Origin of the sequence: Microbacterium sp. RURRCA19A (assembly GCF_900156455.1) — a bacterium.
GTDB lineage: Bacteria > Actinomycetota > Actinomycetes > Actinomycetales > Microbacteriaceae > Microbacterium.
The window spans coordinates 490,474-513,113 of sequence record NZ_FTNQ01000001.1; the positions used below are offsets into that span (position 1 = coordinate 490,474).

The window sequence follows — 22,640 nt, forward strand, 5'->3', positions numbered from 1 at the left end:
GAAACCGAGTTTTCGGGCATCCCCTCTCTTCTTCACCGACCTTCCGGCATGCCCCGGCGTGCAGTCCGGACAGGGCGAAGAGAGCGTGATACGTCCGTGAGCCGCGAAACGCGCGGCCACGTCATCGGAAGGAGTACTTCGTGGCAACGAAGTCCCAGGACCGCCGCAAGGTCCGTCTGTCGCGCGCCCTCGGCGTCGCGCTCACCCCCAAGGCCGCCCGCTACCTCGAGAAGCGTCCCTACGCTCCCGGCGAGCACGGCCGCACCAAGCGCAAGGCCGACAGCGACTACGCCGTGCGTCTCCGCGAGAAGCAGCGTCTGCGCGAGCAGTACGGCATCCGCGAGAAGCAGCTGCGCATCGCGTTCAACGAGGCCCGTCGCACCGATGGCCTGACCGGTGAGAACCTGGTCGAGCTCCTCGAGATGCGTCTGGACGCCCTCGTCGTCCGTGCCGGCTTCGCCCGCACCACCGCCCAGGCCCGTCAGCTCGTCGTGCACCGCCACATCCTGGTCGACGGCCAGCTCGTGGATCGCCCGTCGTTCCGCGTGAAGCCGGGTCAGCAGATCCACGTCAAGCCGAAGAGCGAGGGCCTCGAGCCCTTCCAGGTCGCCGCCGCCGGTGGGCACGCCGAGGTGCTGCCCCCCGTTCCCGGTTACCTCGAGGTCGACCTGGCCACGCTGCAGGCGAAGCTCGTGCGTCGCCCCAAGCGCGCCGAGGTGCCCGTCACGTGTGACGTGCAGCTCGTCGTCGAGTACTACGCCGCTCGCTGAGTCTCCGACTCACGAGCCGAAGGGCGCCGGGTTCTCCCGGCGCCCTTCGTCGTTTGCGGTCGCGCTCTCGCGCGGCCTGGCGTCGTTCCCGGTCGCGCTCTCCGCGCGAACAACGAAAGCGTCGGTTCATTTGCCCCAGATCGTCGATGCGCCGTCGAGCCAACGACCATCTGCGGCAATCGAACGTGGAGGCATCGGTTCGGGAGCCCCGGACCGCCCGGCGTGGGTGGGGGGCACGCCGACAGGGAACGGATGCCGAGTCCGGCGGCATCCCGTCGGGCGCGCGCTCGCGCGACCCTGTCGCCTACGATGAAGGGATGCCGCGCCCGCGGCGCTCGCTCGAGGAAGAAGTGGTGAACGTGAGAAGCCTCGTCTGGTTCGTATTGGGCATCGCCGGAGGCTTCGTCGCCGCGCACCTGGTCAACAAGGACCCCCGCGGTCAGGAGCTGCTGGCGCAGGTCGACGCCCGCATCGGGGAGTTCGCCGACCGGATGAGCGATGCGTACCACGAGCAGGAGACGCGCCTCTCCGACATCCTCGACGACGCCAAGAGCGTCGCGGCCTCCGCCGTCGACGCGACCGCCGACGCTGTCGGCTCCGTCGCCGACGCGGCGAAGAAGGCCGCCCCCACCGACTGACCTCCCGGCATCCCGCCCCGCTCGCCGGGGCGGATCCGCACGCCCACGGAAAGACCCCACATGAAAACCGCCGAGATCGCTCAGCGCTTCCTCGACTACTTCGAGAAGAAGAACCACACCATCGTGCCGTCGGCCTCGCTCGTCACCGACGATCCGGCCCTCCTCTTCACCGTTGCCGGCATGGTGCCGTTCATCCCCTACCTGAGCGGTGTCGTGCCGCCGCCCTATCCGCGTGCGGCGGACGTGCAGAAGTGCATCCGCACCAACGACATCGAAGAGGTCGGCAAGACGCCCCGTCACGGCACCTTCTTCCAGATGCTGGGCAACTGGTCGTTCGGCGACTATTTCAAGGAAGACGCGATCCGCTACGCGTGGGAGCTGCTCACGTCGTCCGAGGCCGAGGGCGGCCTCGGCTTCGATCCGAAGGACCTGTGGGTCACCGTCTACGAAGAGGACGACGAGGCGCACGACCTCTGGCGCACGCTGACCGACCTGCCCGAGGAGCGCATCCAGCGGCTCGGCAAGGACACGAACTACTGGTCGACCGGCCTCCCCGGCCCCGCCGGTCCCTGCTCGGAGATCTTCTTCGACCGCGGTCCCGCGTACGGCATCGACGGGGGACCGGCGACCGACGACGACCGCTACGTCGAGATCTGGAACCTCGTGTTCATGCAGTACGAGATCACGAACGTGCGATCGAAGTACGACTTCGACATCGTCGGCGAGCTGCCGGCGAAGAACATCGACACCGGCATGGGCCTGGAGCGCATCGCGTTCATCAAGCAGGGCGTCGACAACATGTACGAGACCGACCAGGTGCGTCCGGTGCTCGACCTGGCGGCGAAGCTGGCGGGCAAGGCGTACGGCGCCGAGTCGCACGAGGACGACGTGCGCCTGCGCATCGTCGCCGACCACGTGCGTTCGTCGCTGATGCTGCTCGCCGACGGCGTCACCCCCTCCAACGAGGGCCGCGGCTACATCCTCCGCCGCATCATGCGCCGCGCCATCCGCTCGATGCGCCTCCTGGGCGTCGAGGGGCCGACGTTCCCCGAGCTGTTCGCCGCGTCGCGCGACGCGATGAAGGGGTCGTACCCGGAGGTCGAGTCCGACTACGCCCGTCTCTCCGCGTACGCCATCGCCGAGGAGCAGACCTTCCTCCGCACTCTCGCGGCGGGATCGGCGATCCTCGACCAGTCCGTGGCGGATGCCAAGAACGGCGGCGCCACGACGCTGTCCGGCTCCGAGGCGTTCCTGCTGCACGACACGTACGGCTTCCCGATCGACCTGACGTTGGAGATCGCCGAGGAGGCCGGGCTCGCGGTCGATCGCGGCGCCTTCGACACCCTCATGCAGGAGCAGCGCGCCCGCGCGAAGGCCGACGCCCGCTCCCGCAAGGGCGCGATCGCCGACCAGAGCGTGTATCGCGAGTTCCGCGCGCTCGGTGAGACGGTGTTCACCGGCTACACCGATCTCGAGACCGAGTCGAAGGTGCTCGGCATCCTCGTCGACGGGCGCAGCGTCGACCGCGCCTCCGCGGGCCAGATCGCCGAGGTCGTCCTCGCCGAGACGGCGCTGTACGCCGAGTCCGGCGGCCAGGTCGCCGACAAGGGCGTCATCGTCGGACCCGGGTACGAGCTCGAGGTGCTGGATGTGCAGCGTCCGGTGCCGGGGCTCATCAGCCACACCGTCGAGGTGACCAGCGGCGAGGTGTCGGTCGACGCCCCCGCGACGACGGTTGTCGATGCCCTCAACCGCCACTCGGCGCAGCAAGCGCACTCCGCCACGCACCTCGTGCACGCCGCGATCCGCGACACCCTCGGCAAGACCGCGACGCAGACCGGATCGCTCAACCGCGCCGGCTACATGCGCTTCGACTTCAGCTGGGGTGCGGCGCTCTCGCCCGAGACGCGCACCGAGATCGAGGACATCGCCAACAACGCCGTCCGCGACAACCTGGAGGTCACGACGCGTGTGCTCTCGCTCGACGAGGCGAAGGCCTCGGGGGCGATGGCGCTGTTCGGCGAGAAGTACGGCGACACGGTGCGCATGGTCGACATCGGCGGCCCCTGGTCGCGCGAGCTCTGCGGCGGCACGCACGTCGCGCGCAGCGCCGAGATCGGCCTGGTCAACCTCGTCGGCGAGTCGTCGGTGGGGGCGTCCAACCGCCGCGTCGAGGCGCTCGTGGGCCTGGACGCCTTCCGCGATCTCGCCGCCGAGCGGGCGATCGTCTCGCAGCTGACGTCGTCGCTCAAGACCCCCCGCGAACAGCTCACGACCCGCATCGCGGAACTCGCCGCGAGCCTGAAGGCCGCCGAGAAGAAGATCGCCGCGTTCGAAGCGCGGGCGCTCTCCGACAGGCTGCCGCAGCTCGTCGAGTCCGCGACGTCGGTCGGCACCGTCCGCGTCGTCGCGCAATCGCTCGGCGAAGGGGCGTCCGCGGACGATGTACGCACGCTCGCGCTCCAGGTGCGCGATCGGCTCGGCTCCGACGCGGGCGTCGTCGCCCTCGGCTCCGTCGCCGGTGGCCGCGCCACCGTGGTCGTCGTCACGAACGACGCGGCTCGCGAACGTGGCCTCGCCGCCGGCGCCCTGGCCAAGAACGCGGCGGGCGTGCTCGGCGGTGGCGGCGGCGGTCGTCCCGATGTCGCCCAGGGCGGTGGCACGGATGCCGCGGCACTGCCGCAGGCGCTCGAGGGCATCGTCGCGGACGTGCGGGCGATCACGGCGTGACGGAGTTCCGGCGCGGGATCCGGCTGGGCATCGACGTGGGCCGCGCGCGCATCGGCGTCGCACGCTCGGACCCCGACGGTCTCCTCGCCGTGCCCGTGGAGACGGTGCCGCGCAAGGGGGAGCCCGCGCGCCGGATCGTCGCCCTCGCCGCGGAGTACGAGGCGTTCGAGGTGCTCGTCGGGCTGCCGCTCAACCTGCGGGGCGATGACACCCCGTCGACGACGGACGCCCGCCGCTTCGCCGGAGAATTGGCGGCGGTCCTGTCGATCCCGGTGCGGCTCGTGGACGAGCGGCTCAGCACCGTGTCTGCCCACGGCGTGCTCCGCCAGGCAGGACGCTCCCAGCGGGATTCTCGTAGCATTGTGGACCAAGTCGCCGCTGTGGTTCTGCTGCAGCAGGCGCTCGACGTGGAGCGACAGTCCGGTGAGCCGGCCGGACCCGCCGTAGCACCGGGACAGGAGCCCGCCTGACATGCCCGAAAACGACCCGACCGACCCCTTCGCCGAGCTGTACGGCCGTCTGCCCGACCCTCGTTCGGGGGCGACCGGCGCCACAGGCCGCGACAGCGAGGGCGCCGACGCCCCGGCCTCGGACGGCCACGCACCGTCGTCCCGCCGTGCCGCGCGCGAGGCTCGCCGGGCGCAGACCGGCCCCACGCCGGCGGCCACGCCCGCGGACGGCGGCTCGATCGCCGCCCCCGCCGCCGGGTCGCCTGCCGCGGCGGCGCCCGAGCCGCGCCCTGCCGTCGACCCCCGATCCGCGGGGGAGCCGCGCCTCCGCGACACGGCCCGCGCCACCGAACCGCGTCCCGCCGAGGACGCCCCTCCCGCCGGCCCGCGGCGCACTCCGCAGGCCGATCCCGAACCGACCCGCGAGCCCGTGCTCGTCGGCGCCGGAGTCGCGGCCGCCGGCGCCCCCGAGGCCGCTCGGCCCGTGGCATCCGGGTCGCTCGACGACCTGTTCTCGGGGCAGGCGCACACCGACGAGGTGCGCGGCGCCGCCCGGCCACCGAAGCGACGTCGCCGCGCGGGCGGCTGGATCGCCCTGGCGGTGGTGCTCGTCATCCTGGGTGGGCTCGTCGGCGGCGGGGTCGTGGTGTGGAACACCTACGGCGACCGCGTCCGCGAGTTCCTCGGCACCGGTGAGCCCACGGACTACGCCGAGGGCATGGCCACCGGCGAAGCGCGTGTCACGATCTCGTCCGGCGACACCGGCGAGTCCGTCTCTCCGAAGCTGTTCGAAGCCGGGATCACGAAGGAGTCGGACTCGCTCTACAAGTACATGGTGAAGAACGCCGTGGCATTCACGTTCCAGCCGGGGGTGTACAAGCTGCAGCAGCAGATGTCGTCCGCGGCCGTGCTCGCGGCACTGAGCGATCCCGCGAACCGTCTGAACCTCACCGTGCAGCTCCGCGAGGGGCTGACACTCGAACAGTCGCTCGATGCGATGTCCGAGCAGTTGGGCATGCCGCGGGCGGACTTCGAGGCGGCGACCGCCGACCCGTCGCAGTACGGCGTGCCGGCCTCGACGCTCGAAGGGTGGATCTTCCCCGCGACCTACGACTTCGATGAGGGAGTCACGGCGACCGAGATCATCCAGAGGATGGTGCAGCGCACGGTCCAGTCCCTGGATCAGGCCGGGGTTCCCGAGGCCGACCGGGAGCGCATCCTGATCATCGCGTCGATCATCGAGCGCGAGGCGCGCAACTCCGATGACTTCTACAAGGTCTCGCGGGTGATCGAGAACCGTCTGCAGCCCGACAACGACGAGACCCACGGTCTGCTGCAGATGGACTCGACGGCGCAGTACGGCGTGGGCGAGATCGGTGCGGGGAGCTCGTCGTCGTCGGAGAACGCCCTGACGAGCGATAACCCCTGGAACACCTATGTGCGCCCGGGGCTCCCGATCGGTCCGATCTCCAACCCGGGCGATCTCGCGATCGACGCCGCCATGCACCCCGTCGACGGCAGTTGGTACTACTTCACCACGGTCAATCTGGCGACGGGCGAGACGGTGTTCTCCACCACCTACGCCGACCAGCTGAAGGCCGTGGACCAGTTCCAGGAGTGGTGCCGCGCGAATCCCGACGGCGGATGCTGAGTCCCGTCCGGCTCGCGGTGTGGGGCGACCCGATCGACCATTCGCGGTCGCCGGCGCTGCACGCGGCGGCGGCCCGCGCGTTGGATCTGCCGTGGGAGTACGGGCGGAAGCGGGTGACCGAGGCCGAGTTCCCTGCGGCGATCGGGACGCTGGATGCCACCTGGCGCGGCCTCTCGCTGACGATGCCGCTGAAGAACGTGGCGGCGAAGAACGCGGTGTCCCTCGACGATGCGGCACGACGAACGGGTGCGGTGAACACGTACCTGCTGACCGATGACGGGCCGCGCGGCTTCAACACCGACGTCGGGGGACTGGCCCGTGCGCTCCGCGAGGCCGGGGTGACGCGACCCCGGAACGCCCGGATCCTCGGGGCCGGCGCGACCGCCACCTCGGCGGTGCTGTCACTGGCCGAGCTGGGCGCCGAGCGCGTCGAGGTGGTGGCCCGGCGTCCGGAAGCCGCCGCCGCTCTGCGCGCGTTGGGACACTCCGTCGGCGTCGACGTCGTGTCAGCCGCCTTCGACGCCCCCGGCACGCCGGACGCCGTCGCCGTCACCATCGGGGCGCTCCCCGGAGGAGTGGATGCCGGTCCTGGCATCCGTCCGTTCGCCGAGAACGGCGGTCTCCTCGTCGACGTCGTCTACGGAACCTGGCCGACCCCGCTCGCCGAACAGTGGCACGCGGCGGGGAACACGGCGATCAACGGCCTGCCCATGCTGCTGCACCAGGCGCTGCTCCAGGTGCGGGTCTTCGTCGGCGGCGACCCCGCGGTGCCGCTCGAGCGCGAAGACGACGTGCTCGCCGCGATGCGCGCCGCGGTCATGGGAGGATAGGGGCATGCTTCGCGTGCTCACGGCCGGGGAATCCCACGGTCCCGAACTGGTCGCCCTCATGGAGGGGATGCCGGCCGGCGTCCCGATCTCTCCCGCGCAGATCCGCGCGGACCTGGCTCGTCGCAAGCTCGGCTACGGCCGCGGCTCGCGCATGAAGTTCGAGGAGGACGAGCTCACGCTGTCGACAGGCATCGTGCACGGCTTCACGATCGGCAGCCCCATCGCGCTGCGCATCGGCAACACCGAGTGGCCCAAGTGGGTCGAGGTCATGAGCCCCGAACCCGTCGAGCTGTCGGACCGCTCGCGCGGTCGCGGTGCGGCGCTCACGCGCCCCCGTCCGGGCCACGCCGACCTCGTCGGCATGCAGAAGTACGGCTTCGATGAAGCACGTCCGATCCTCGAGCGCGCGTCCGCGCGCGAGACAGCCGCGCGCGTGGCGCTCGGCGCCGTCGCCCGCGCGTTCCTCGGGGAGCTCGGCATCCGACTCGTCAGCCACACGCTCTCGATCGGCCCGGTGCGCGTGCCCGAGGGCTCCGCGCTGCCGACGCCCGACGACGTCGAGCTGCTCGACGCCGATCCGCTGCGCTGCTTCGACCCCGAGACCTCCGCGGCGATGGTCGCCGAGGTCGACGACGCGAAGAAGGCCGGTGACACGCTCGGCGGCATCGTCGAGGTGCTCGCGTACGGCCTCCCGCCGGGGCTGGGCTCGCACGTGCAGTGGGACCGTCGACTGGATGCCAAGCTCGCCCAGGCCCTGATGAGCATCCAGGCGATCAAGGGCGTCGAGATCGGCGACGGCTTCCTCACCACGACGCGACGCGGTTCGCAGGCCCACGACGAGCTGTTCGCGACCGGAGACGGGATCACCCGCTCGTCCGACCGCGCGGGCGGCACCGAGGGCGGCATGTCCACCGGCACCGTTCTGCGGGTGCGCGCCGGCATGAAGCCGATCGCCACGATCCCGCACGCGCTGCGCACCGTCGACGTCGCCACGGGCGACACCGCCGCGGCCCACCACCAGCGTTCCGACGTCTGCGCCGTCCCCGCGGCGGGCGTCGTCGCCGAGGCGATGGTCGCGATCACGCTCGCCGACGCGGTGCTGGAGAAGTTCGGCGGCGACAACGTCGCCGAGACGCGCCGGAACCTCGAGACGTACCTCGCGCACCTGCCGGAGACGCTGCGCACCACCGACGCGTCCGACGCGGCGTTGCTCGCGCATGACCTCGGCTGACGCCCGCGACGGCGCGCTCGTGCTCATCGGACCGATGGGCGCGGGCAAGACGAGCGTCGGGCGGCGCGTCGCGCGCGCGTTGGGGGAGTCCTTCAGCGACACCGACAAGATCGTCGTACGTGACCACGGCCCGATCCGCGACCTGTTCCTCGCCCACGGCGAGGCGCACTTCCGGGCGATCGAACGGGATGCCGTGGCGGAGGCGCTCGACCGCGGAGGCGTCGTCGCGCTCGGCGGGGGAGCGGTGCTCGACCCCGTCACGCGCGAGCGCCTGACGCAGCATCGCGTGGTGCTGCTGACCGTGGCGCCGCACGTCGTGGCATCCCGGATCCACGGAGACGAGCGCCCGCTGCTGGGCGGCGAAGACCCGGCGGAGCGCTGGCTCCGCATCTACGAGGAGCGGCGCCCGATCTACGAGGCCGCCGCCGACATCGCCTTCGACACGTCGTCGGGCCCGCTGGCCCGCGTCGTCGACGACATCGTGGCCTGGGCGCGACCCGTCCCGGCCCAGGAGACCCCATGAGCGACACCACCACCATCACCGTCGCCGGCGACCCCGGATACGACATCACGATCGGCCGCGGCCTGCTCGCCTCGCTCGGCGAGAAGCTGCCCGCGGCGGCGCAGAAGGTGCTCGTCGTGCACCCGCCGACGCTCGCGGCCCAGGCCGAGGCGTTGCGCGCGCAGCTGGTCGGCGACCGCCAGGTCCTGCTCGCCGAGATCCCGGATGCCGAGGCGGGCAAGCGCATCGAGGTCGCGGCGTTCTGCTGGCAGGTCATGGGCCAGGCCGACTTCACGCGGACGGACGCCGTCATCGGTTTCGGCGGTGGCGCGGTCACCGACCTGGCCGGTTTCGTCGCCGCGACGTGGTTGCGGGGCGTCGCCGTCGTCCAGGTGCCGACGACCGTGCTGGCGATGGTCGACGCGGCCGTCGGAGGCAAGACGGGCGTCAACACCGCGGAGGGCAAGAACCTGGTGGGCGCCTTCTGGCCGCCCCACGCGGTCGTGTGCGACCTGGACCTGCTCGACACCCTGTCGAAGAACGAGGCCACCGCGGGCTTCGCCGAGGTCGTGAAGGCCGGGTTCATCTGGCATCCCGAGATCCTGGACCTCATCGAGGCCGACCCGTCGGGGATCGTCGACCCGCGGGGCGACGCGTTCCGCCGCTGCATCGAGCTCGCGATCGACATGAAGGCGCGTGTCGTCGGCGAGGACCTGCGCGAGGCGGGACTCCGCGAGGTGCTGAACTACGGTCACACCCTCGGCCACGCGATCGAGCACGCGGAGCGGTACCGCTGGCGTCACGGCGCCGCGATCTCGGTGGGCATGGTGTTCGCCGCCGAGCTCTCGCGTCTGGCGGGCCGTCTGTCCGACGACGTCGCCCAGCGCCACCGCACGGTGCTCGAGTCGCTGGGCCTTCCGACGACCTACCGCGCGGGCGCGTTCCAGACGCTCAAGGCGACGATGCAGCGCGACAAGAAGTCGCGCGGCAGCATGCTGCGCTTCATCGTGCTCGACGACCTCGCCCGCCCGACGGTGCTGCAGGCCCCCGACGAGTCACTGCTGTTCGCGGCGTACCAGGAGGTCGGGGCGTAACGACACCTGTGTCCACAGGTGGTTTCCGCGTCATCCTCGGGGCGCGCTGTTACACCCCCGGGTCGACGCGGGCGGGCGGACCCGCTGCGTAGCGTCCATGTCATGGACATTCGAACCGCTCTCGCACCGCCCGCCCGTCGGGTCGGTTCCCCTCGTGTGTGGGGTATCGACATCGCCCGGTTCCTCGCGCTCGCGGGAATGATGATGGCTCACGTGTGGCAGATGAACACCGACGGCAGCGCATCAGTGCTCTATCCGTTCGTCTCGGGGCGGGCAGCCGCACTCTTCGCCGTCCTCGCCGGCGTTGGCATCTCCCTGACCACCCACACCGACCTCGCCGCCGGGAGGTTCGGCGCCGCCCGCGCCGCGGTGTTCGGTCGCGGTATGGCTCTCATCGTCCTGGGGCTGACCCTGGGGTTGATGCCCTCCGGACCGTTCATCATCCTCGCGTACTACGGGGTGCTGTTCTGGGTTCTCGTGCCGCTGCTGCGGGTGCCGTCGCCGATCCTCCTGACCCTCGCGGGCGTCCTCGCCCTCGCCTGGCCACCCGTGTCGATGATGGTGCGCACCGGCTTGCCGCCGTTCGAGCTGGGATCACCGAGTTGGCTCAGCCTCGCAGACCCGGCCATGTTGTTCCGTGGACTGTTCCTGACGGGCATCTATCCGGTCCCCACCTGGATCGTCTATGCCCTGGTCGGCCTGGTGGTCGGGCGTGCGGTCCGCGCGGCGACCGATACGGGGGCGGTGCAGCGGTTGGCGTGGCGCATGACGGCGATCGGCGCGGCATCGACGCTCGTCGCGTGGGGTGTCGTGCGCGCGATCGCAGAGCCGACGATCGCGGGGATCGCCGAAAGGCTGCACGCCGACCCGGCGACGGTCACCAGTCTGTACTTCGGTGACTCCTACGGCACCGTGTTCGCGGGGGACTCGGCGATGCTGCTGTCTCCGTCCGCCCACTCGGGGACCACTCTCGATCTCGCCCTCACCGTGGGGATCGCCCTCGCCGTGCTCGGCCTCTGCCTGCTCCTGGGCACGGTCCTCAGCGCCAGGGTGCGCCGTGTCTTCGAGCCGCTTCGACGCGCGGGGGCGGCACCTCTGACCATCTACGCCCTGCACGGCACCGCCGTGGGCATCGCCATGCTCATCGCCCAGGGCAACGGCAACGGCCCGCTGCAGTGGTACACCGAAGGCGCGGGCATCTGGGCGCTGAACGTGGCCGGGGCACTCCTCATCGGCACGATCCTGATGATCACCGACCGGCGCGGCCCGCTGGAGGCCGCCGTGACGTGGACCGGACGGCAGGTGTCACGCCCCTGGCGGCGCGCGGCCGTTCCCGCCTGATCAGCGACGAACGGCCCCCTCCCGAAGGTGGGGGCCGTTCGCGTTGCGGGGTCAGACCGCCGCGGGGACGCGCTCCTCGGCGACCTGACCCAGGCGGCCCGTGGGCACGTCCTTGGTCTCGCGGGCGGTGAGCGCGCTGACCGAGGCCACGATGGCGATCACCGCGGTGAAGACACTGATGACGATCCAGCCGTTCTCGCCGCTCCCGCCGAGGGCCGCGACGATGCTGGGGGCGAAGCCGGCCATGAGGAAGCCGAGCTGCGTCCCGATCGCCATGCCCGAGAACCGGACGCGCGTGGAGAACATCTCGCCGTAGAACGACGGCCAGACGGCGTTCGCGGCGGCGTAGCCGAACGAGAACGTGAGGATCGCGAGGCCGAAGGTGAGCAGGTCGTTCCCCTTGCCCATAGACAGGATGTAGAAGGGCATGAACGCCGCGGATGACAGTGCGCCGTAAATGAAGACGGGCTTGCGGCCGATGCGGTCGGCGAGTCGGCCGAACAGGGGCTGGGTGCCGAGGGCGACGATGTTGGCCACGACCACGAGCCACAGGGTGACACTCGCGGCGAGCCCCTGCTCCTTGCCGTAGGCGATGGCGAGGGTGCCGAAGACGGTGGAGACCGCGGCGATGAACGCGCAGCAGATGACGCGCAGCACGTCGCGCCAGTGGTCGCGCAGCAGCGGGACGAGCGGCATGCGGGCGATCTGTCCGGTCGCCTTGGCTTCTTCGAACTCGGGCGTCTCGTGCAGGCTCCGCCGGATGAAGAACGCCACGATGACGACGACCGCGCTCAGCCAGAACGGCACGCGCCAGCCCCAGCTGAACTTGATGTCGTCGGGCAAGGCGACGACGGGGATGAAGATGAGGGCGGCGAGGATCTGCCCGCCCTGGGTGCCGGTCAGCGTCCACGACGTGAAGAACGAGCGACGGTTCTCGGGGGCGTGCTCGAGGGTGAGCGAGGACGCGCCCGCCTGCTCGCCGGCGGCGGAGAGCCCCTGCATCAGACGGCAGACGACGAGGAGCGCCGGGGCGAACCACCCGATCTGCGTGAAGCCGGGGAGGCATCCGATGATGAAGGTCGACAGGCCCATCAGCAGCAGCGTGAACATCAGCACCTTCTGCCGACCGATCCGGTCGCCGAAGTGGCCGAGGATCACCGCGCCGACCGGGCGGGCGACGTAGGCGAAGCCGAAGGTCGCGAACGACATCACCAGGGCCGCCTGGTCTCCCGACGGGAAGAACACGGTGGGGAAGATCAGCGCGGCCGCCGAGCCGAACAGGAAGAAGTCGTAGTACTCCACGGCGCTGCCCATGAAGCTCGCGGCGGCGGCCTTCACGGGAGTCTTCCGCGTCGTTGCGGTGGTGGTCATGGACGTGTGCTCCTTAGCGGGCGAGGACGTCGCCGGCGGCGACGAGGTCGAGGAAATGGGCGGTCATGCGGTCGGGATCGGGTCGCGTCCCGGTGATGAGGGCGAAGGCGTCGACGGCCTGGTGGACCGCCATCCGTCCGCCGCCCAGGGTGCGGCAGCCGCGTTCGCGCGCGGTGATCAGCAGCTCGGTGTCGAGCGGCCGGTAGACGATGTCGGCGACCCAGAGGTCGGGCCGCAGCAGGTCGGCATCCAGGGGGAGTCCGGGGTGCTCGGCCATCCCAACGGGCGTGCAGTGGACGAGACCGTCGGCTCCCGCGAGCACGGCCGCGAGATCGGCGGGCACGGCGGAGTCGACCACGGCGGACGGATGCCGAGCCGCGAGGTCTCCGGCGAGGGCACCGGCGCGAGGGGCGTCGAGGTCCACAACGGTGAGGTGCGCAGTACCGAGGCGGAGGAGCGCGTCGGCGACGGCCGACCCCGCCCCACCGGCGCCGAGCTGGACGACGCGGTCGATCGCGGCATCCGAGAGTCCCTCGCCGAAGGCGGCGGCGAACCCGGTCGTGTCGGTGTTGTAGCCGACGCGGCCCGAGGGCGTGAACAGGACGGTGTTCACGGCGCCGAGCGCGGCGGCCACGGGGTCGATGCGGTCGAGGTGCGCGATCACGCTCTGCTTGCAGGGATGCGTGACGTTGACCGCGTCGTAGCCGAGGCGTTCGGCCCACGCGAGGACATCGCCGATGCGCTCCGGGTCGATGCCGAGGGTGGGGAGGTCGAGCGGCCGGTAGACGTAGGTGAGCCCGAGCGCCCGCGCCTCGGCCATGTGCATCGGCGGTGTCAGCGAGGGCAGGACCCCCGCGCCGATGAGGCCCACGAGATAAGGGTGCGAGTCGATCACGGTACTCCTTCGTCTCCGGATCCCGGTCAGTCGCGGAGATCGCAATGTACTAACCGGTACGTTCACAGAAAAGCACGACGAACCACGCCTGTCAACACGGGCGTGGATGCCGGCGGCTCAGGCCGTGGGGGAGGTGAGCCACCCGACGACGACGTCGCCGATGACCGACCGCAGGTGCGCGCGCCGGGCCGGTTCGGCCAGATCGACGTCGAACAGGTGCCCGAAGGTGTAGCGGTTCGCGACCTGGAAGACGCAGTAGGCGCTGATCACGAGGTGCACGTCGATCGCCTCGACGTCGTCACGGAAGAGCCCCGCGGCGCGACCGCGCTGGAGGATCTCGTCGAGCACGTCCTTCGCGGGCTTCGAGGCCTCGCGCAGCCCGTCGATCTGGCGGATGAACTCACCGCGGTGGATATTCTCGATCGCGACGAGCCGGATGAACGCGTCGTGCTGGACGTGGTGATCGAACGTGACCTCGGCGAGCGCGCGCACGGCCTGCACGGGGTCGGAGTGGTCGACGTCGATGCCGCGCTCGGCCTCACGGATGCCGCGATACGCCTCTTCGAGGACCGCGCGGTACAGGCCTTCCTTGCCGCCGAAGTAGTAGTAGATCATCCGCTTGGTGGTGCGGGTGCGGGCGGCGATCTCGTCGACGCGGGCGCCGGAATAACCGTCTTCGGCGAAGACCTCGGTCGCGACGGCGAGGAGTTCGGCGCGGGTGCGCTCGGCGTCGCGACGGACCTCGGGCATCGGCCCAGACTAGTGGACGCGCTATGTACCGGATGGTACATTCGGCGCCCATGAAGACCTCGATCGCAACCGTGTGCGTCAGCGGCACCCTCGCCGACAAACTCCACGCCTGTGCCGCCGCCGGGTTCGACGGCGTCGAGATCTTCGAGCCCGACCTGCTGGCAGCCCCCGAAAGCCCCGAGGAGATCGCCGCCCTCGCCGCGCGCCTCGGCCTGAGTCTCGACCTGTACCAGCCCCTGCGCGACGTCGAGGGCGTGGACGAGGAGACGTTCGCCGGCGTCCTGCGGCGGGCCGAGGCGAAGTTCCGCCTCATGCGGCGCCTGGGCATGGATCTCGTGCTGTGCTGCAGCAACGTCGCCACCGCGACGATCGACGACGACGCGGTGTCGGCGAGCCAGCTCCGACGTCTCGGGGATCTGGCCCAGGGGTATGGCATCCGGATCGCCTTCGAAGCCCTCGCGTGGGGACGCTACGTCGACGACTACCGCCGTGCCTGGCGCATCGTCGAGCTCGCCGACCACCCCGCGGTCGGCATCTGCCTCGACTCGTTCCACATGCTCTCGCGGGGCCATGACCCCGCCGACATCGCCGACATCCCCGGCGACCGCATCTTCTTCGTGCAGCTCGCGGATGCACCGCTCCTGACCATGGACGTGCTGTCATGGAGCCGGCACCACCGGCTCTTCCCCGGCGAGGGCGGCTTCGACCTCGCCGACTTCACCGCGCGTGTGGTGGCGGCGGGCTACACCGGCCCGTGGTCGCTCGAGGTCTTCAACGACACGTTCCGGCAGACCGACCCGCGCCGCACCGCGCTGCACGCGCGTCGGTCGCTCCGGTGGCTCGAGGACGCGGTCGCTCGGTTCGCTCCGGATGCCACGGCCGACCGCCCCGACATCGCGATGCTGCCCGACTCGGCTGCGCCGTCGGACGTCGACTTCGTCGAGATCACGGCGGAGGACACCTCCGCCGTGGAGGAGCTGCTCGCGCAGCTCGGCTTCACCCCGCGCGGTCGGCACCGCACGAAACCCGTGACGCTGTGGAGCGCGGGGGAGGCGCGGGTGATCCTCAACGAGCAGCACGCCCGCGGCCGGGCGCCCCGGCTCGCGGCGATCGGTTTCGAAGTCGACGACGCCGAGGCGGTCGACCTGCGCCTGCACGACCTGCGCGTACCGCGGGCCTATCGACGCACCTACGCCCGCGAAGAGCGTCTCGACGGCGCCGTCGCCCCCGACGGCACCGAGATCTACTGGGCACAGGCCGCCGACGAGGGCGACCCGGCGTGGGTGCGCGAGTTCGAGCACGGCGAGCCGCCACGCGAGAGCCCGATCCTCGCGGTCGATCACATCAGCCTCACCCAGCCCTGGCAGGTGGTCGAGGAGTCGACGCTGTTCTACACCGCCGGATTCGCCCTGTCGCTCGACAGTCGCACCGAGGTGCCCGGACCCGAAGGACTGGTGGAGAGCCGCGTCCTCACGGCGCCGAACGGTGCGATCCGCATCCCGTTGAACGTCGCGCCGCCGATCCTCGCCGAGCGGGGTGCCGAAGGGAGCGCGGTGCTGCCGCAGCACGCCGCGTTCCGCTGCGCCGACGTGCGCGCTCTGGCCCGTGCGGCCCGCGCCCGCGGGTTCCAGCCGCTCACCATGCCGGCGAACTACTACGACGACATCGCCGCCCGCTTCGACCTTCCCGACGGGTTCGTGGACGAGCTCCGCGACCTGCATCTCGGCTACGACCGGGATGCCGCGGGCGAATACCTGCACTTCTACACCGAAACCCTCGGCGAGGTGTTCCTGGAGTTCGTCGAACGCATCGGGGACTACACCGGGTTCGCCGCGGGTACCGCGCCGGTGCGCCTGACCGCGCAGCGGGGACGCTGATAGCGTGCCTCGGGTGAGCACGCCGCGCCGCCTCCTTCTCGTCAACGGTCCGAACCTCAACCTGCTCGGGACACGCCAGCCCGAGATCTACGGGCACGACACCCTCGCCGACGTGGAGCGCGTGACCACCGAGGCGGCCGACCGGCACGGCCTCGAAGTCCGCGCGATCCAGAGCAACCACGAGGGCGTGCTCATCGACGCGATCCACGCCGCCCGGCTCGACTGCGCGGGCATCGTGATCAACGCCGGAGGGCTGACGCACACCTCGGTCGCGCTGCGCGACGCGCTGGCATCCGTCGCCCTCCCCATCGCCGAGGTGCACATCTCGAACATCAAGGAGCGCGAGAGCTTCCGGCACTTCTCCTACATCGAGGACGTCGCCGCCGTGCACGTGATCGGCGAGGGCGTCCCCGGGTACGCGCGGGCCGTCGACCTCCTCGTCGACGTCATCAGCGGCCGCGCCGACGGCTGAGCGACCCATCGCGTAGACTCGATCGCTGGGCGAGCGCCGACGCGACGCCCCACCGACTCACGAAACGGAACATCGAAGCTCATGGCATCCACCGCAGACATCAAGAACGGCGTCGTCCTGAACATCGACGGTCAGCTCTGGAGCATCGTGGAGTTCCAGCACGTCAAGCCCGGCAAGGGCGGCGCGTTCGTCCGCACGAAGATGAAGAACGTCATGTCGGGCAAGGTCGTCGACAAGACGTTCAACGCCGGCGCGAAGATCGACATCGAGAACGTCGACCGTCGCGACTTCACGTACCTGTACAACGACGGCGAGGGCTTCGTCTTCATGGACGTCGCCGACTACGACCAGATCACCGTGGGTGCCGCCACCGTCGGCGACGCCGCCAACTTCCTGCTCGAGAACCAGCAGGTGCAGATCGCGCTGAACAACGGCAACCCGCTCTACATCGAGCTCCCGCCGTCCGTCGTGCTCGAGGTCACCTACACCGAGCCGGGCCTCCAGGGCGACCGCTCCTCGGCCGGCACCAAGCCCGCCACCGTCGAGACCGGCTACGAGATGCAGGTTCCGCTGTTCCTCGAGACCGGCACCAAGATCAAGGTCGACACTCGCACCGGCGAGTACCTCGGCCGCATCAGCTGACGTTGAGCGCCCGTAGCAAGGCGCGCAAGCGCGCCCTCGACATCCTGTTCCAGGCCGACGTCCGCGGTGAAGAGCTCCCCGTGATGCTCGCGGTCGAGGCCAAGCGCGCCGCGTCCGAGCCCGACCGTCAGGCATCGTGGCTGTACGCCCGCGACATCGTCGACGGTGTCATCGACAACCGCGACGCCATCGACGAGCAGATCACGACGTTCGCGAAGGACTGGTCGCTGCAGCGCATGCCCGCCGTCGATCGCGCCCTGCTGCGCATCGGCACGTGGGAGATCCTCTACAACGACGAGGTGCCCACGGCCGTCGCGATCGACGAGGCCGTGGAGCTCGCGAAGGAGTTCTCGACCGACGACTCCGGCTCGTTCGTGCACGGCGTCCTCGCCCGGATCGCCCGCGCGTCCTGACCCCCGTCGACGTGTTCCGACGCGGCCCGCGTTCCTCGCGGGTCGCGTCGTCGCGTCTGCGGCTACCGGCCGCGGCCCGGGCGGTGGCGCGGCGTCTGCGGGCGGCGGCGTGGCATCCCCAGATGCCGATAAACGCGATCCACGGCGAGAAACGCGACGGCGGCTTGTGTCTCGTCGCCGATCGCGTTTATCGACGCTCGCACGCCCCCGCGACGCTGACGCCGAGGCGGAGCCGGTGCCTCGCGATGTCGGACGCCTGCGACAGGATCGCCGCATGAGCGACTGGCGTGGCCTCCTGCCCGACACCGAGCGAGCGGCCTTCGACGCCCTGGCGCTCGGCATCGAGCTGCGCCAGCGCGAGGCGTACGACCCGTCCCGCTGGGAAGCGCGCTCCGTCGACCCGGTCACGCCCCGCATGCTCGCGCGGCGGCAGGACGAGTTGCAGCTCGTCGCCCGGCCGCTCGTCCGCGGCGCGCGTGAGACGTGGATCCGTGCGGATGCCACGTGGGACGCGGTCCGCCGGTCCACCGGCCGCTTCGACCCGGCGCACGTCGGCTGGTTCGCCGAGCTCCACGCGCTCGCGCAGGCGATGCGCACGACCGGGCCGTTCGTCGCCGCCAACGACACCGTCGCGCTCGACGCGATCGCCTCGCCCCTGCTCTGGCCGCACCTGCGCGCGGCGGCGAGGCTCGGCATCCCGCTCGTGGCGATGCACCCGCAGCAGAGCGTGCGGCTGACAGACGAGGCGGCGGCTCGGGTGTCGGTCGAGTCCGGCGGTGAGGGCGCACTCCGCCTCCGAGCGACGGTCGAGATCGACGGACGAGAAGTGGATGCCGCGCACGTGCGGCCGCTCGGAACGGCGGGGGTCTTCGCGTTCGAGGTCGACCGCGACCCGATTCCGGTGACGCTCGCCCCGGTGTCGTTGCCCGCCCCGCTGTCGGCGCTGCTCGTCGACGGCCCCGTCGTCGTGCCCGCCGAGGACGCGGGGGAGTTCCTCGCCGGCACGTACGCGCGGCTCGCGCGGCGGGTGCCGCTGGCCGTGGCCACGGGCGTCCCCGCACCTCCGCCGCCGCGACCGACGCTCGAAGTGACGGTGTCGTACCGCGACGACGAGTCCGTCGAGTACGCGCTCGACTGGGTGTATCCGGGCGGCATCCGCGCGGCGTACGGCACGCCCGCCGACGCCGAGCGCGATTCCCGCGCCGAGGGCGAGATCGCGGGCCGGGTCGAAACGACGTGGGCCGAGCGCGCCGACCTCCCCGTCCGAGCCCGGGCGCTGCTGCGCGACGCCGATGCCGCCGTCCTCGCGACGCGCGTGCTGCCCGCGCTCGACCTCCTCGACGACGTGCGGGTGGTGACCCGGGGGAGCGTTCCGGCATTCCGGGAGTTGCGCGGCGACCCGTCGCTGACGATCACGGCGGTGCCGTCGCCCGACCGCGACTGGTTCGACCTCGGCATCGTCGTCGTGATCGACGGGCGGACGATCCCGTTCGGAACCCTGTTCACGGCGCTCTCGCGGGGTCGCACCCGCATCAAGCTCTCCGACGGGGCGTGGTTCTCGCTCGCGCACCCGTCGCTGCAGAGGCTGCGGGATCTCCTCGAGGAGGCCGCGGAGCTCGACGAATGGGAGACCGGTCCGCGCATCCCGCGCCGCCACCTCGCTCTCTGGAGCGACTTCGAAGACCTGGCCGATGAATCCACCGCCGCCGGCGAGTGGCGCGACCTCGCGCGGGCGCTGCGCGACGTGGCATCCGTCCCCGCCGTGTCGACCCCGCCCGGCTTCCGCGCCGAACTCCGTCCGTACCAGCGCGAGGGTCTCGCGTGGCTCGCGCTGCTGCACGCGCACCGGCTCGGCGGCATCCTGGCCGACGACATGGGGCTCGGTAAGACCGTCCAGATCCTCGCGCTCATCGCCCATGCGCGGGCGGCCGGGGAGCGGCGGCCGTGGCTCGTCGTCGCACCGACGTCGGTGCTGCCGACGTGGAGCGCCGAGGCCGCGCGCTTCGCCCCCGCCCTGCGCGTGGTGACGATCGAGGCGACGGCCGTCCGCCGGACGCGCGCGGTCGCCGAACTCGCCGGCGACGCCGACATCGTGGTCGCGCCGTACGGGGTGGTCCGCACCGACGACGTCGAGTTCGCGGTGCCCGAGTGGGCGGGCGTGGTGCTCGACGAGGCCCAGTTCGTGAAGAACCCCGCGACACGGATCCACCGTGCGGTGGCGGCGCTCCGTGCGGACTCGGTGTTCGCCGTCACCGGCACGCCCATCGAGAACGGCCTCGACGACCTGTGGGCGCTCCTCGCCCTCACGGCTCCGGGACTCTATCCCTCGGCGCGTCGGTTCCGCGAGGAGTACGTCCGCGCGATCGAGCAGCTGCCGTCCGACGCCCCGACCGAGCTGTCGGCCGCCGCGGCCGAGGCCCACCGTCGCGGGAGTCTCGCACGGCTGCGTTCGCGCGTGCGCCCGTTCCTGCTCCGCCGGACGAAGGACGTCGTGGCCGCCGATCTGCCGCCCAAGCAGGAGCAGACCATCGCGGTGCCGCTCGCGCCGGCGCACCGCGAGCTGTACGACCGCGTGCTGCAGCGCGAGCGGCAGAAGGTCCTGGGCCTCCTCGACGATCTGGACCGGCAACGATTCATCGTGTTCCGCTCGATCACGCTGCTGCGGATGCTCGCGCTCGCCCCCGGCCTCGTCGACGAGCGCGACGCCCACCTCGGGTCGGCGAAGCTCGACGTGCTGCTCGAGCGTTTGGTCGAGGTGGCATCCGAGGGTCATCGTGCGCTGGTCTTCAGTCAGTTCACGACGTTCCTCGACCTGGCGGCGGAACGCCTGGATGCCGCCGGCCTCGCCTACGCGCACCTCGACGGCTCGACCTCCCGGCGCGGCGAGGTCGTCGAGGGGTTCCGTGGAGGGGAGGCCCCGGTGTTCCTCATCAGCCTCAAGGCCGGCGGCTTCGGCCTGACGCTCGTCGAGGCCGAGTACGTGTTCCTCCTCGACCCGTGGTGGAACCCGGCCGCCGAGGCGCAGGCCATCGACCGCACGCACCGCATCGGTCAGACGAACAGCGTGTTCGTCTACCGGCTCATCGCCGCGGGCACCGTCGAAGAGAAGGTGCTCGAACTGCAGCAGCGCAAGGCCGCCCTGTCGCGCGCCGTGCTCGACGACGGCGAGGCGTTCGCGAACGCGCTGGACGCCGACGACATCCGGGGCATCCTCGGCGGGTGAGGGGCGCGGGCCGGGCGGCTCGGGACCTTGTGCCCACCGCGGGCACAGCGACCCCCGCGTAGACTCGACGGGTTCTCACGGACAGGAGCGAAATGAAGATCACCGGCCTCGGCCACGCGGGAATGTTCATCGAGACCGCGGGCGGCAGCATCCTCTGCGACCCCGTGATCGGTCCGAGCTTCTTCGGCTCATGGTTCCCGTTCCCCGACAACCGCGCGCTCGACTGGGAGCGCTTCGGTGACGCCGACTTCCTCTACATCTCGCACCGCCATCGCGATCACTTCGATCCGGCGATGCTCGAGCGATACGTTTCCAAGGACATCAAGGTCCTTCTTCCCGAGTACCCGACCGACGACCTCGAGCAGGACCTCGTCGCCCTCGGGTACACCAACCTCGTCCGCACCGAGGCGGGTGTGCCGCTGCAGTTCGGCGACCTGAAGCTCATGATCACCCCGCTTCGCGCACCCTCGGACGGACCCATCGGTGACTCGTCGCTCTCGCTCGACGACGGCACGGCATCCATCCTGAACCAGAACGACTCGCACCCCCTCGACCTCGAGACGCTGATGTCGTTCAGCAAGCCCGACGCCTACTTCACCCAGGTCTCCGGAGCCATCTGGTGGCCCATGGTCTACGACCTGCCGCAGGACTCGAAGCAGCACTTCGCACAGCTCAAGCGCGACGCGCAGAACAAGCGCGCGATGCACTACATCGAGAAGGTCGACGCCGCGCACGTCTTCCCGATGGCGGGCCCGCCCATGTTCCTGCGCGAGGCACTGTTCCGCTACAACGGCACCGGCCTCGACGACGACTCGATCTTCACCGATCAGCGCGAGTTCCTCGCGTACATGAAGGAGCAGCGGCCCGATCAGAAGGGTCACCTCTTCCTCCCCGGCACCGAGGTCGACGTGCAGGGTTCGGAGGTGACGGTGACGCAGACGATGTACACCGACGCCGAGATCGAGCGCATCTTCGGCGACAAGTGGGACTACCTCGCCGAGCAGCGCGACAGCCGTCAGGCCGAGATCCAGGCCGAAGAGGCATCCCGTGCCGAGATCATCCCGCCGGCTGAGATGCTCGCGGCTCTGAAGGCGTGGTGGGAGCCGCTGCTGCGCCGTGCCCGCACGATCCGCAACGGCGTGGGCGGCATGGTGCGATTCCGGATCGGCGAGCTCGACATGGTCGTGGACTTCCCCAAGGCGAAGCTGCGCGAGTACGCGGGCGAGGAGTGCATCTACTGGTACACGATCCCCGCCGACCTCGTGTCCACGAACATCCGCGATCACGAGATCGACTGGTCGAACTCGATCTTCCTGTCGATGCAGTTCGAGGTCGGGCGCTCGGGCAAGTTCAACGAGTTCCTCACCACGTTCCTCAAGTGCCTGTCGCGTGACCGCATCGAGTACGTCGAGAACTGGTACGCCGAGCAGTCCGACCAGACCGAGGATGCCGAGATCGACGGCTGGACCGTGCAGCGTCGGTGCCCGCACCTGCGCGCCGACCTCACCATGACCGGCAAGATCGAGGATGGCGTCCTCACGTGCTCGCTGCACGACTGGAAGTGGGACCTCGCCTCCGGCCGCTGCCTGACCACGACCGGACACCCCATCCGCTCGACGCCGTCCGGCCTCGCGAAGGAGAAGGCCGCCGCCGAGGTCGCGGCGGGCTGAGTCGCGCAGATCCCGAAGCCGAAGGCGTTCCGCCCCTGCGTGATAAACGGGATCGGCGACGAGACACGCGCTCTCCCCGCGTTTCTCGTCG

Annotated in this window: 19 protein-coding genes; 16 read left to right on the plus strand and 3 right to left on the minus strand. The window is 70.8% G+C overall.

Annotated features, from left to right (window positions below; translation table 11 throughout):
* Nucleotides 1-140: 140 nt before the first annotated feature.
* From rpsD to BW982_RS02450, 10 genes are all read left to right on the plus strand, one after another.
* Nucleotides 141-770 (plus strand): 30S ribosomal protein S4, encoded by a 630-nt coding sequence (rpsD, locus tag BW982_RS02405; protein WP_076490487.1) that lies wholly within the window; start codon nucleotides 141-143, stop codon nucleotides 768-770.
* Nucleotides 771-1,123: 353 nt separating this feature from the next.
* Nucleotides 1,124-1,408, plus strand: coding sequence for an ATPase (locus BW982_RS02410; protein WP_254845509.1), 285 nt, complete (start codon nucleotides 1,124-1,126; stop codon nucleotides 1,406-1,408).
* Nucleotides 1,409-1,468: 60 nt separating this feature from the next.
* Nucleotides 1,469-4,138 (plus strand): alanine--tRNA ligase, encoded by a 2,670-nt coding sequence (alaS, locus tag BW982_RS02415; protein ID WP_076490488.1) that lies wholly within the window; start codon nucleotides 1,469-1,471, stop codon nucleotides 4,136-4,138.
* Nucleotides 4,135-4,608 carry a Holliday junction resolvase RuvX gene (ruvX, locus tag BW982_RS02420; RefSeq protein ID WP_076490489.1) on the plus strand — a complete coding sequence of 158 codons (474 nt, stop codon included), beginning with the start codon at nucleotides 4,135-4,137 and terminating at the stop codon, nucleotides 4,606-4,608. The genes alaS and ruvX overlap by 4 nt, the downstream gene beginning before the upstream one ends.
* Nucleotide 4,609: 1 nt before the next feature.
* Nucleotides 4,610-6,238, plus strand: a complete 1,629-nt coding sequence (gene mltG, locus BW982_RS02425) for an endolytic transglycosylase MltG (protein ID WP_083696484.1) — start codon at nucleotides 4,610-4,612, stop codon at nucleotides 6,236-6,238.
* Nucleotides 6,232-7,068 (plus strand): shikimate dehydrogenase family protein, encoded by an 837-nt coding sequence (locus BW982_RS02430; protein WP_076490490.1) that lies wholly within the window; start codon nucleotides 6,232-6,234, stop codon nucleotides 7,066-7,068. Before mltG ends, BW982_RS02430 begins: the two co-directional genes overlap by 7 nt.
* A gap of 4 nt (nucleotides 7,069-7,072) precedes the next feature.
* Entirely contained in the window at nucleotides 7,073-8,299 is a 1,227-nt protein-coding gene (gene aroC, locus BW982_RS02435; RefSeq protein WP_076490491.1) for a chorismate synthase, read from the plus strand.
* Nucleotides 8,286-8,822 carry a shikimate kinase gene (locus tag BW982_RS02440; protein ID WP_076490492.1) on the plus strand — a complete coding sequence of 179 codons (537 nt, stop codon included), beginning with the start codon at nucleotides 8,286-8,288 and terminating at the stop codon, nucleotides 8,820-8,822. Before aroC ends, BW982_RS02440 begins: the two co-directional genes overlap by 14 nt.
* Entirely contained in the window at nucleotides 8,819-9,895 is a 1,077-nt protein-coding gene (aroB, locus tag BW982_RS02445; RefSeq protein WP_076490493.1) for a 3-dehydroquinate synthase, read from the plus strand. Before BW982_RS02440 ends, aroB begins: the two co-directional genes overlap by 4 nt.
* A gap of 102 nt (nucleotides 9,896-9,997) precedes the next feature.
* Nucleotides 9,998-11,236: a heparan-alpha-glucosaminide N-acetyltransferase domain-containing protein gene (locus BW982_RS02450; RefSeq protein WP_083696485.1), complete on the plus strand. Its 1,239-nt coding sequence runs from the start codon at nucleotides 9,998-10,000 to the stop codon at nucleotides 11,234-11,236.
* Nucleotides 11,237-11,287: 51 nt separating this feature from the next.
* Here the strand turns inward: BW982_RS02450 and BW982_RS02455 are convergent, their stop codons facing one another.
* From BW982_RS02455 to BW982_RS02465, 3 genes are all read right to left on the minus strand, one after another.
* Nucleotides 11,288-12,607, minus strand: coding sequence for an MFS transporter (locus BW982_RS02455; protein ID WP_076490495.1), 1,320 nt, complete (start codon nucleotides 12,605-12,607; stop codon nucleotides 11,288-11,290).
* Nucleotides 12,608-12,620: 13 nt separating this feature from the next.
* Nucleotides 12,621-13,502, minus strand: a complete 882-nt coding sequence (locus BW982_RS02460; RefSeq protein WP_076490496.1) for a shikimate dehydrogenase — start codon at nucleotides 13,500-13,502, stop codon at nucleotides 12,621-12,623.
* A gap of 117 nt (nucleotides 13,503-13,619) precedes the next feature.
* Nucleotides 13,620-14,252 (minus strand): TetR/AcrR family transcriptional regulator, encoded by a 633-nt coding sequence (locus BW982_RS02465; protein WP_076490497.1) that lies wholly within the window; start codon nucleotides 14,250-14,252, stop codon nucleotides 13,620-13,622.
* Nucleotides 14,253-14,302: 50 nt separating this feature from the next.
* Between BW982_RS02465 and BW982_RS02470 the strand changes: the two genes are divergently transcribed.
* From BW982_RS02470 to BW982_RS02495, 6 genes are all read left to right on the plus strand, one after another.
* Nucleotides 14,303-16,129 carry a sugar phosphate isomerase/epimerase and 4-hydroxyphenylpyruvate domain-containing protein gene (locus tag BW982_RS02470; RefSeq protein WP_076490498.1) on the plus strand — a complete coding sequence of 609 codons (1,827 nt, stop codon included), beginning with the start codon at nucleotides 14,303-14,305 and terminating at the stop codon, nucleotides 16,127-16,129.
* Nucleotides 16,130-16,142: 13 nt separating this feature from the next.
* Nucleotides 16,143-16,601: a type II 3-dehydroquinate dehydratase gene (locus tag BW982_RS02475; protein ID WP_076490499.1), complete on the plus strand. Its 459-nt coding sequence runs from the start codon at nucleotides 16,143-16,145 to the stop codon at nucleotides 16,599-16,601.
* A gap of 81 nt (nucleotides 16,602-16,682) precedes the next feature.
* Nucleotides 16,683-17,243: an elongation factor P gene (efp, locus tag BW982_RS02480; protein WP_076490500.1), complete on the plus strand. Its 561-nt coding sequence runs from the start codon at nucleotides 16,683-16,685 to the stop codon at nucleotides 17,241-17,243.
* A 2-nt stretch (nucleotides 17,244-17,245) separates the two neighbouring features.
* The gene (gene nusB, locus BW982_RS02485) at nucleotides 17,246-17,656 is read left to right on the plus strand and encodes a transcription antitermination factor NusB (RefSeq protein WP_076490501.1); all 411 of its coding nucleotides are present in this window, start codon (nucleotides 17,246-17,248) and stop codon (nucleotides 17,654-17,656) included.
* Between the two features lie 274 nt (nucleotides 17,657-17,930).
* On the plus strand, nucleotides 17,931-20,879 hold the full coding sequence (locus tag BW982_RS02490) for a DEAD/DEAH box helicase (protein ID WP_076490502.1): 2,949 nt from the start codon (nucleotides 17,931-17,933) through the stop codon (nucleotides 20,877-20,879).
* A 92-nt stretch (nucleotides 20,880-20,971) separates the two neighbouring features.
* Nucleotides 20,972-22,549 (plus strand): Rieske 2Fe-2S domain-containing protein, encoded by a 1,578-nt coding sequence (locus BW982_RS02495; protein WP_076490503.1) that lies wholly within the window; start codon nucleotides 20,972-20,974, stop codon nucleotides 22,547-22,549.
* Nucleotides 22,550-22,640 lie beyond the last annotated feature (91 nt).

Excerpts from the sequence above, each read along its gene's own strand:
- alaS (WP_076490488.1), top strand. The coding sequence starts at position 1,469 with ATGAAAACCGCCGAGATCGCTCAGCGCTTCCTCGACTACTTCGAGAAG.
- mltG (WP_083696484.1), top strand. The coding sequence starts at position 4,610 with ATGCCCGAAAACGACCCGACCGACCCCTTCGCCGAGCTGTACGGCCGT.
- BW982_RS02430 (WP_076490490.1), top strand. The coding sequence starts at position 6,232 with ATGCTGAGTCCCGTCCGGCTCGCGGTGTGGGGCGACCCGATCGACCAT.
- aroC (WP_076490491.1), top strand. The coding sequence starts at position 7,073 with ATGCTTCGCGTGCTCACGGCCGGGGAATCCCACGGTCCCGAACTGGTC.
- BW982_RS02440 (WP_076490492.1), top strand. The coding sequence starts at position 8,286 with ATGACCTCGGCTGACGCCCGCGACGGCGCGCTCGTGCTCATCGGACCG.
- aroB (WP_076490493.1), top strand. The coding sequence starts at position 8,819 with ATGAGCGACACCACCACCATCACCGTCGCCGGCGACCCCGGATACGAC.
- BW982_RS02450 (WP_083696485.1), top strand. The coding sequence starts at position 9,998 with ATGGACATTCGAACCGCTCTCGCACCGCCCGCCCGTCGGGTCGGTTCC.
- BW982_RS02455 (WP_076490495.1), bottom strand. The coding sequence starts at position 12,607 with ATGACCACCACCGCAACGACGCGGAAGACTCCCGTGAAGGCCGCCGCC.
- BW982_RS02465 (WP_076490497.1), bottom strand. The coding sequence starts at position 14,252 with ATGCCCGAGGTCCGTCGCGACGCCGAGCGCACCCGCGCCGAACTCCTC.
- BW982_RS02470 (WP_076490498.1), top strand. The coding sequence starts at position 14,303 with ATGAAGACCTCGATCGCAACCGTGTGCGTCAGCGGCACCCTCGCCGAC.
- efp (WP_076490500.1), top strand. The coding sequence starts at position 16,683 with ATGGCATCCACCGCAGACATCAAGAACGGCGTCGTCCTGAACATCGAC.
- BW982_RS02490 (WP_076490502.1), top strand. The coding sequence starts at position 17,931 with ATGAGCGACTGGCGTGGCCTCCTGCCCGACACCGAGCGAGCGGCCTTC.
- BW982_RS02495 (WP_076490503.1), top strand. The coding sequence starts at position 20,972 with ATGAAGATCACCGGCCTCGGCCACGCGGGAATGTTCATCGAGACCGCG.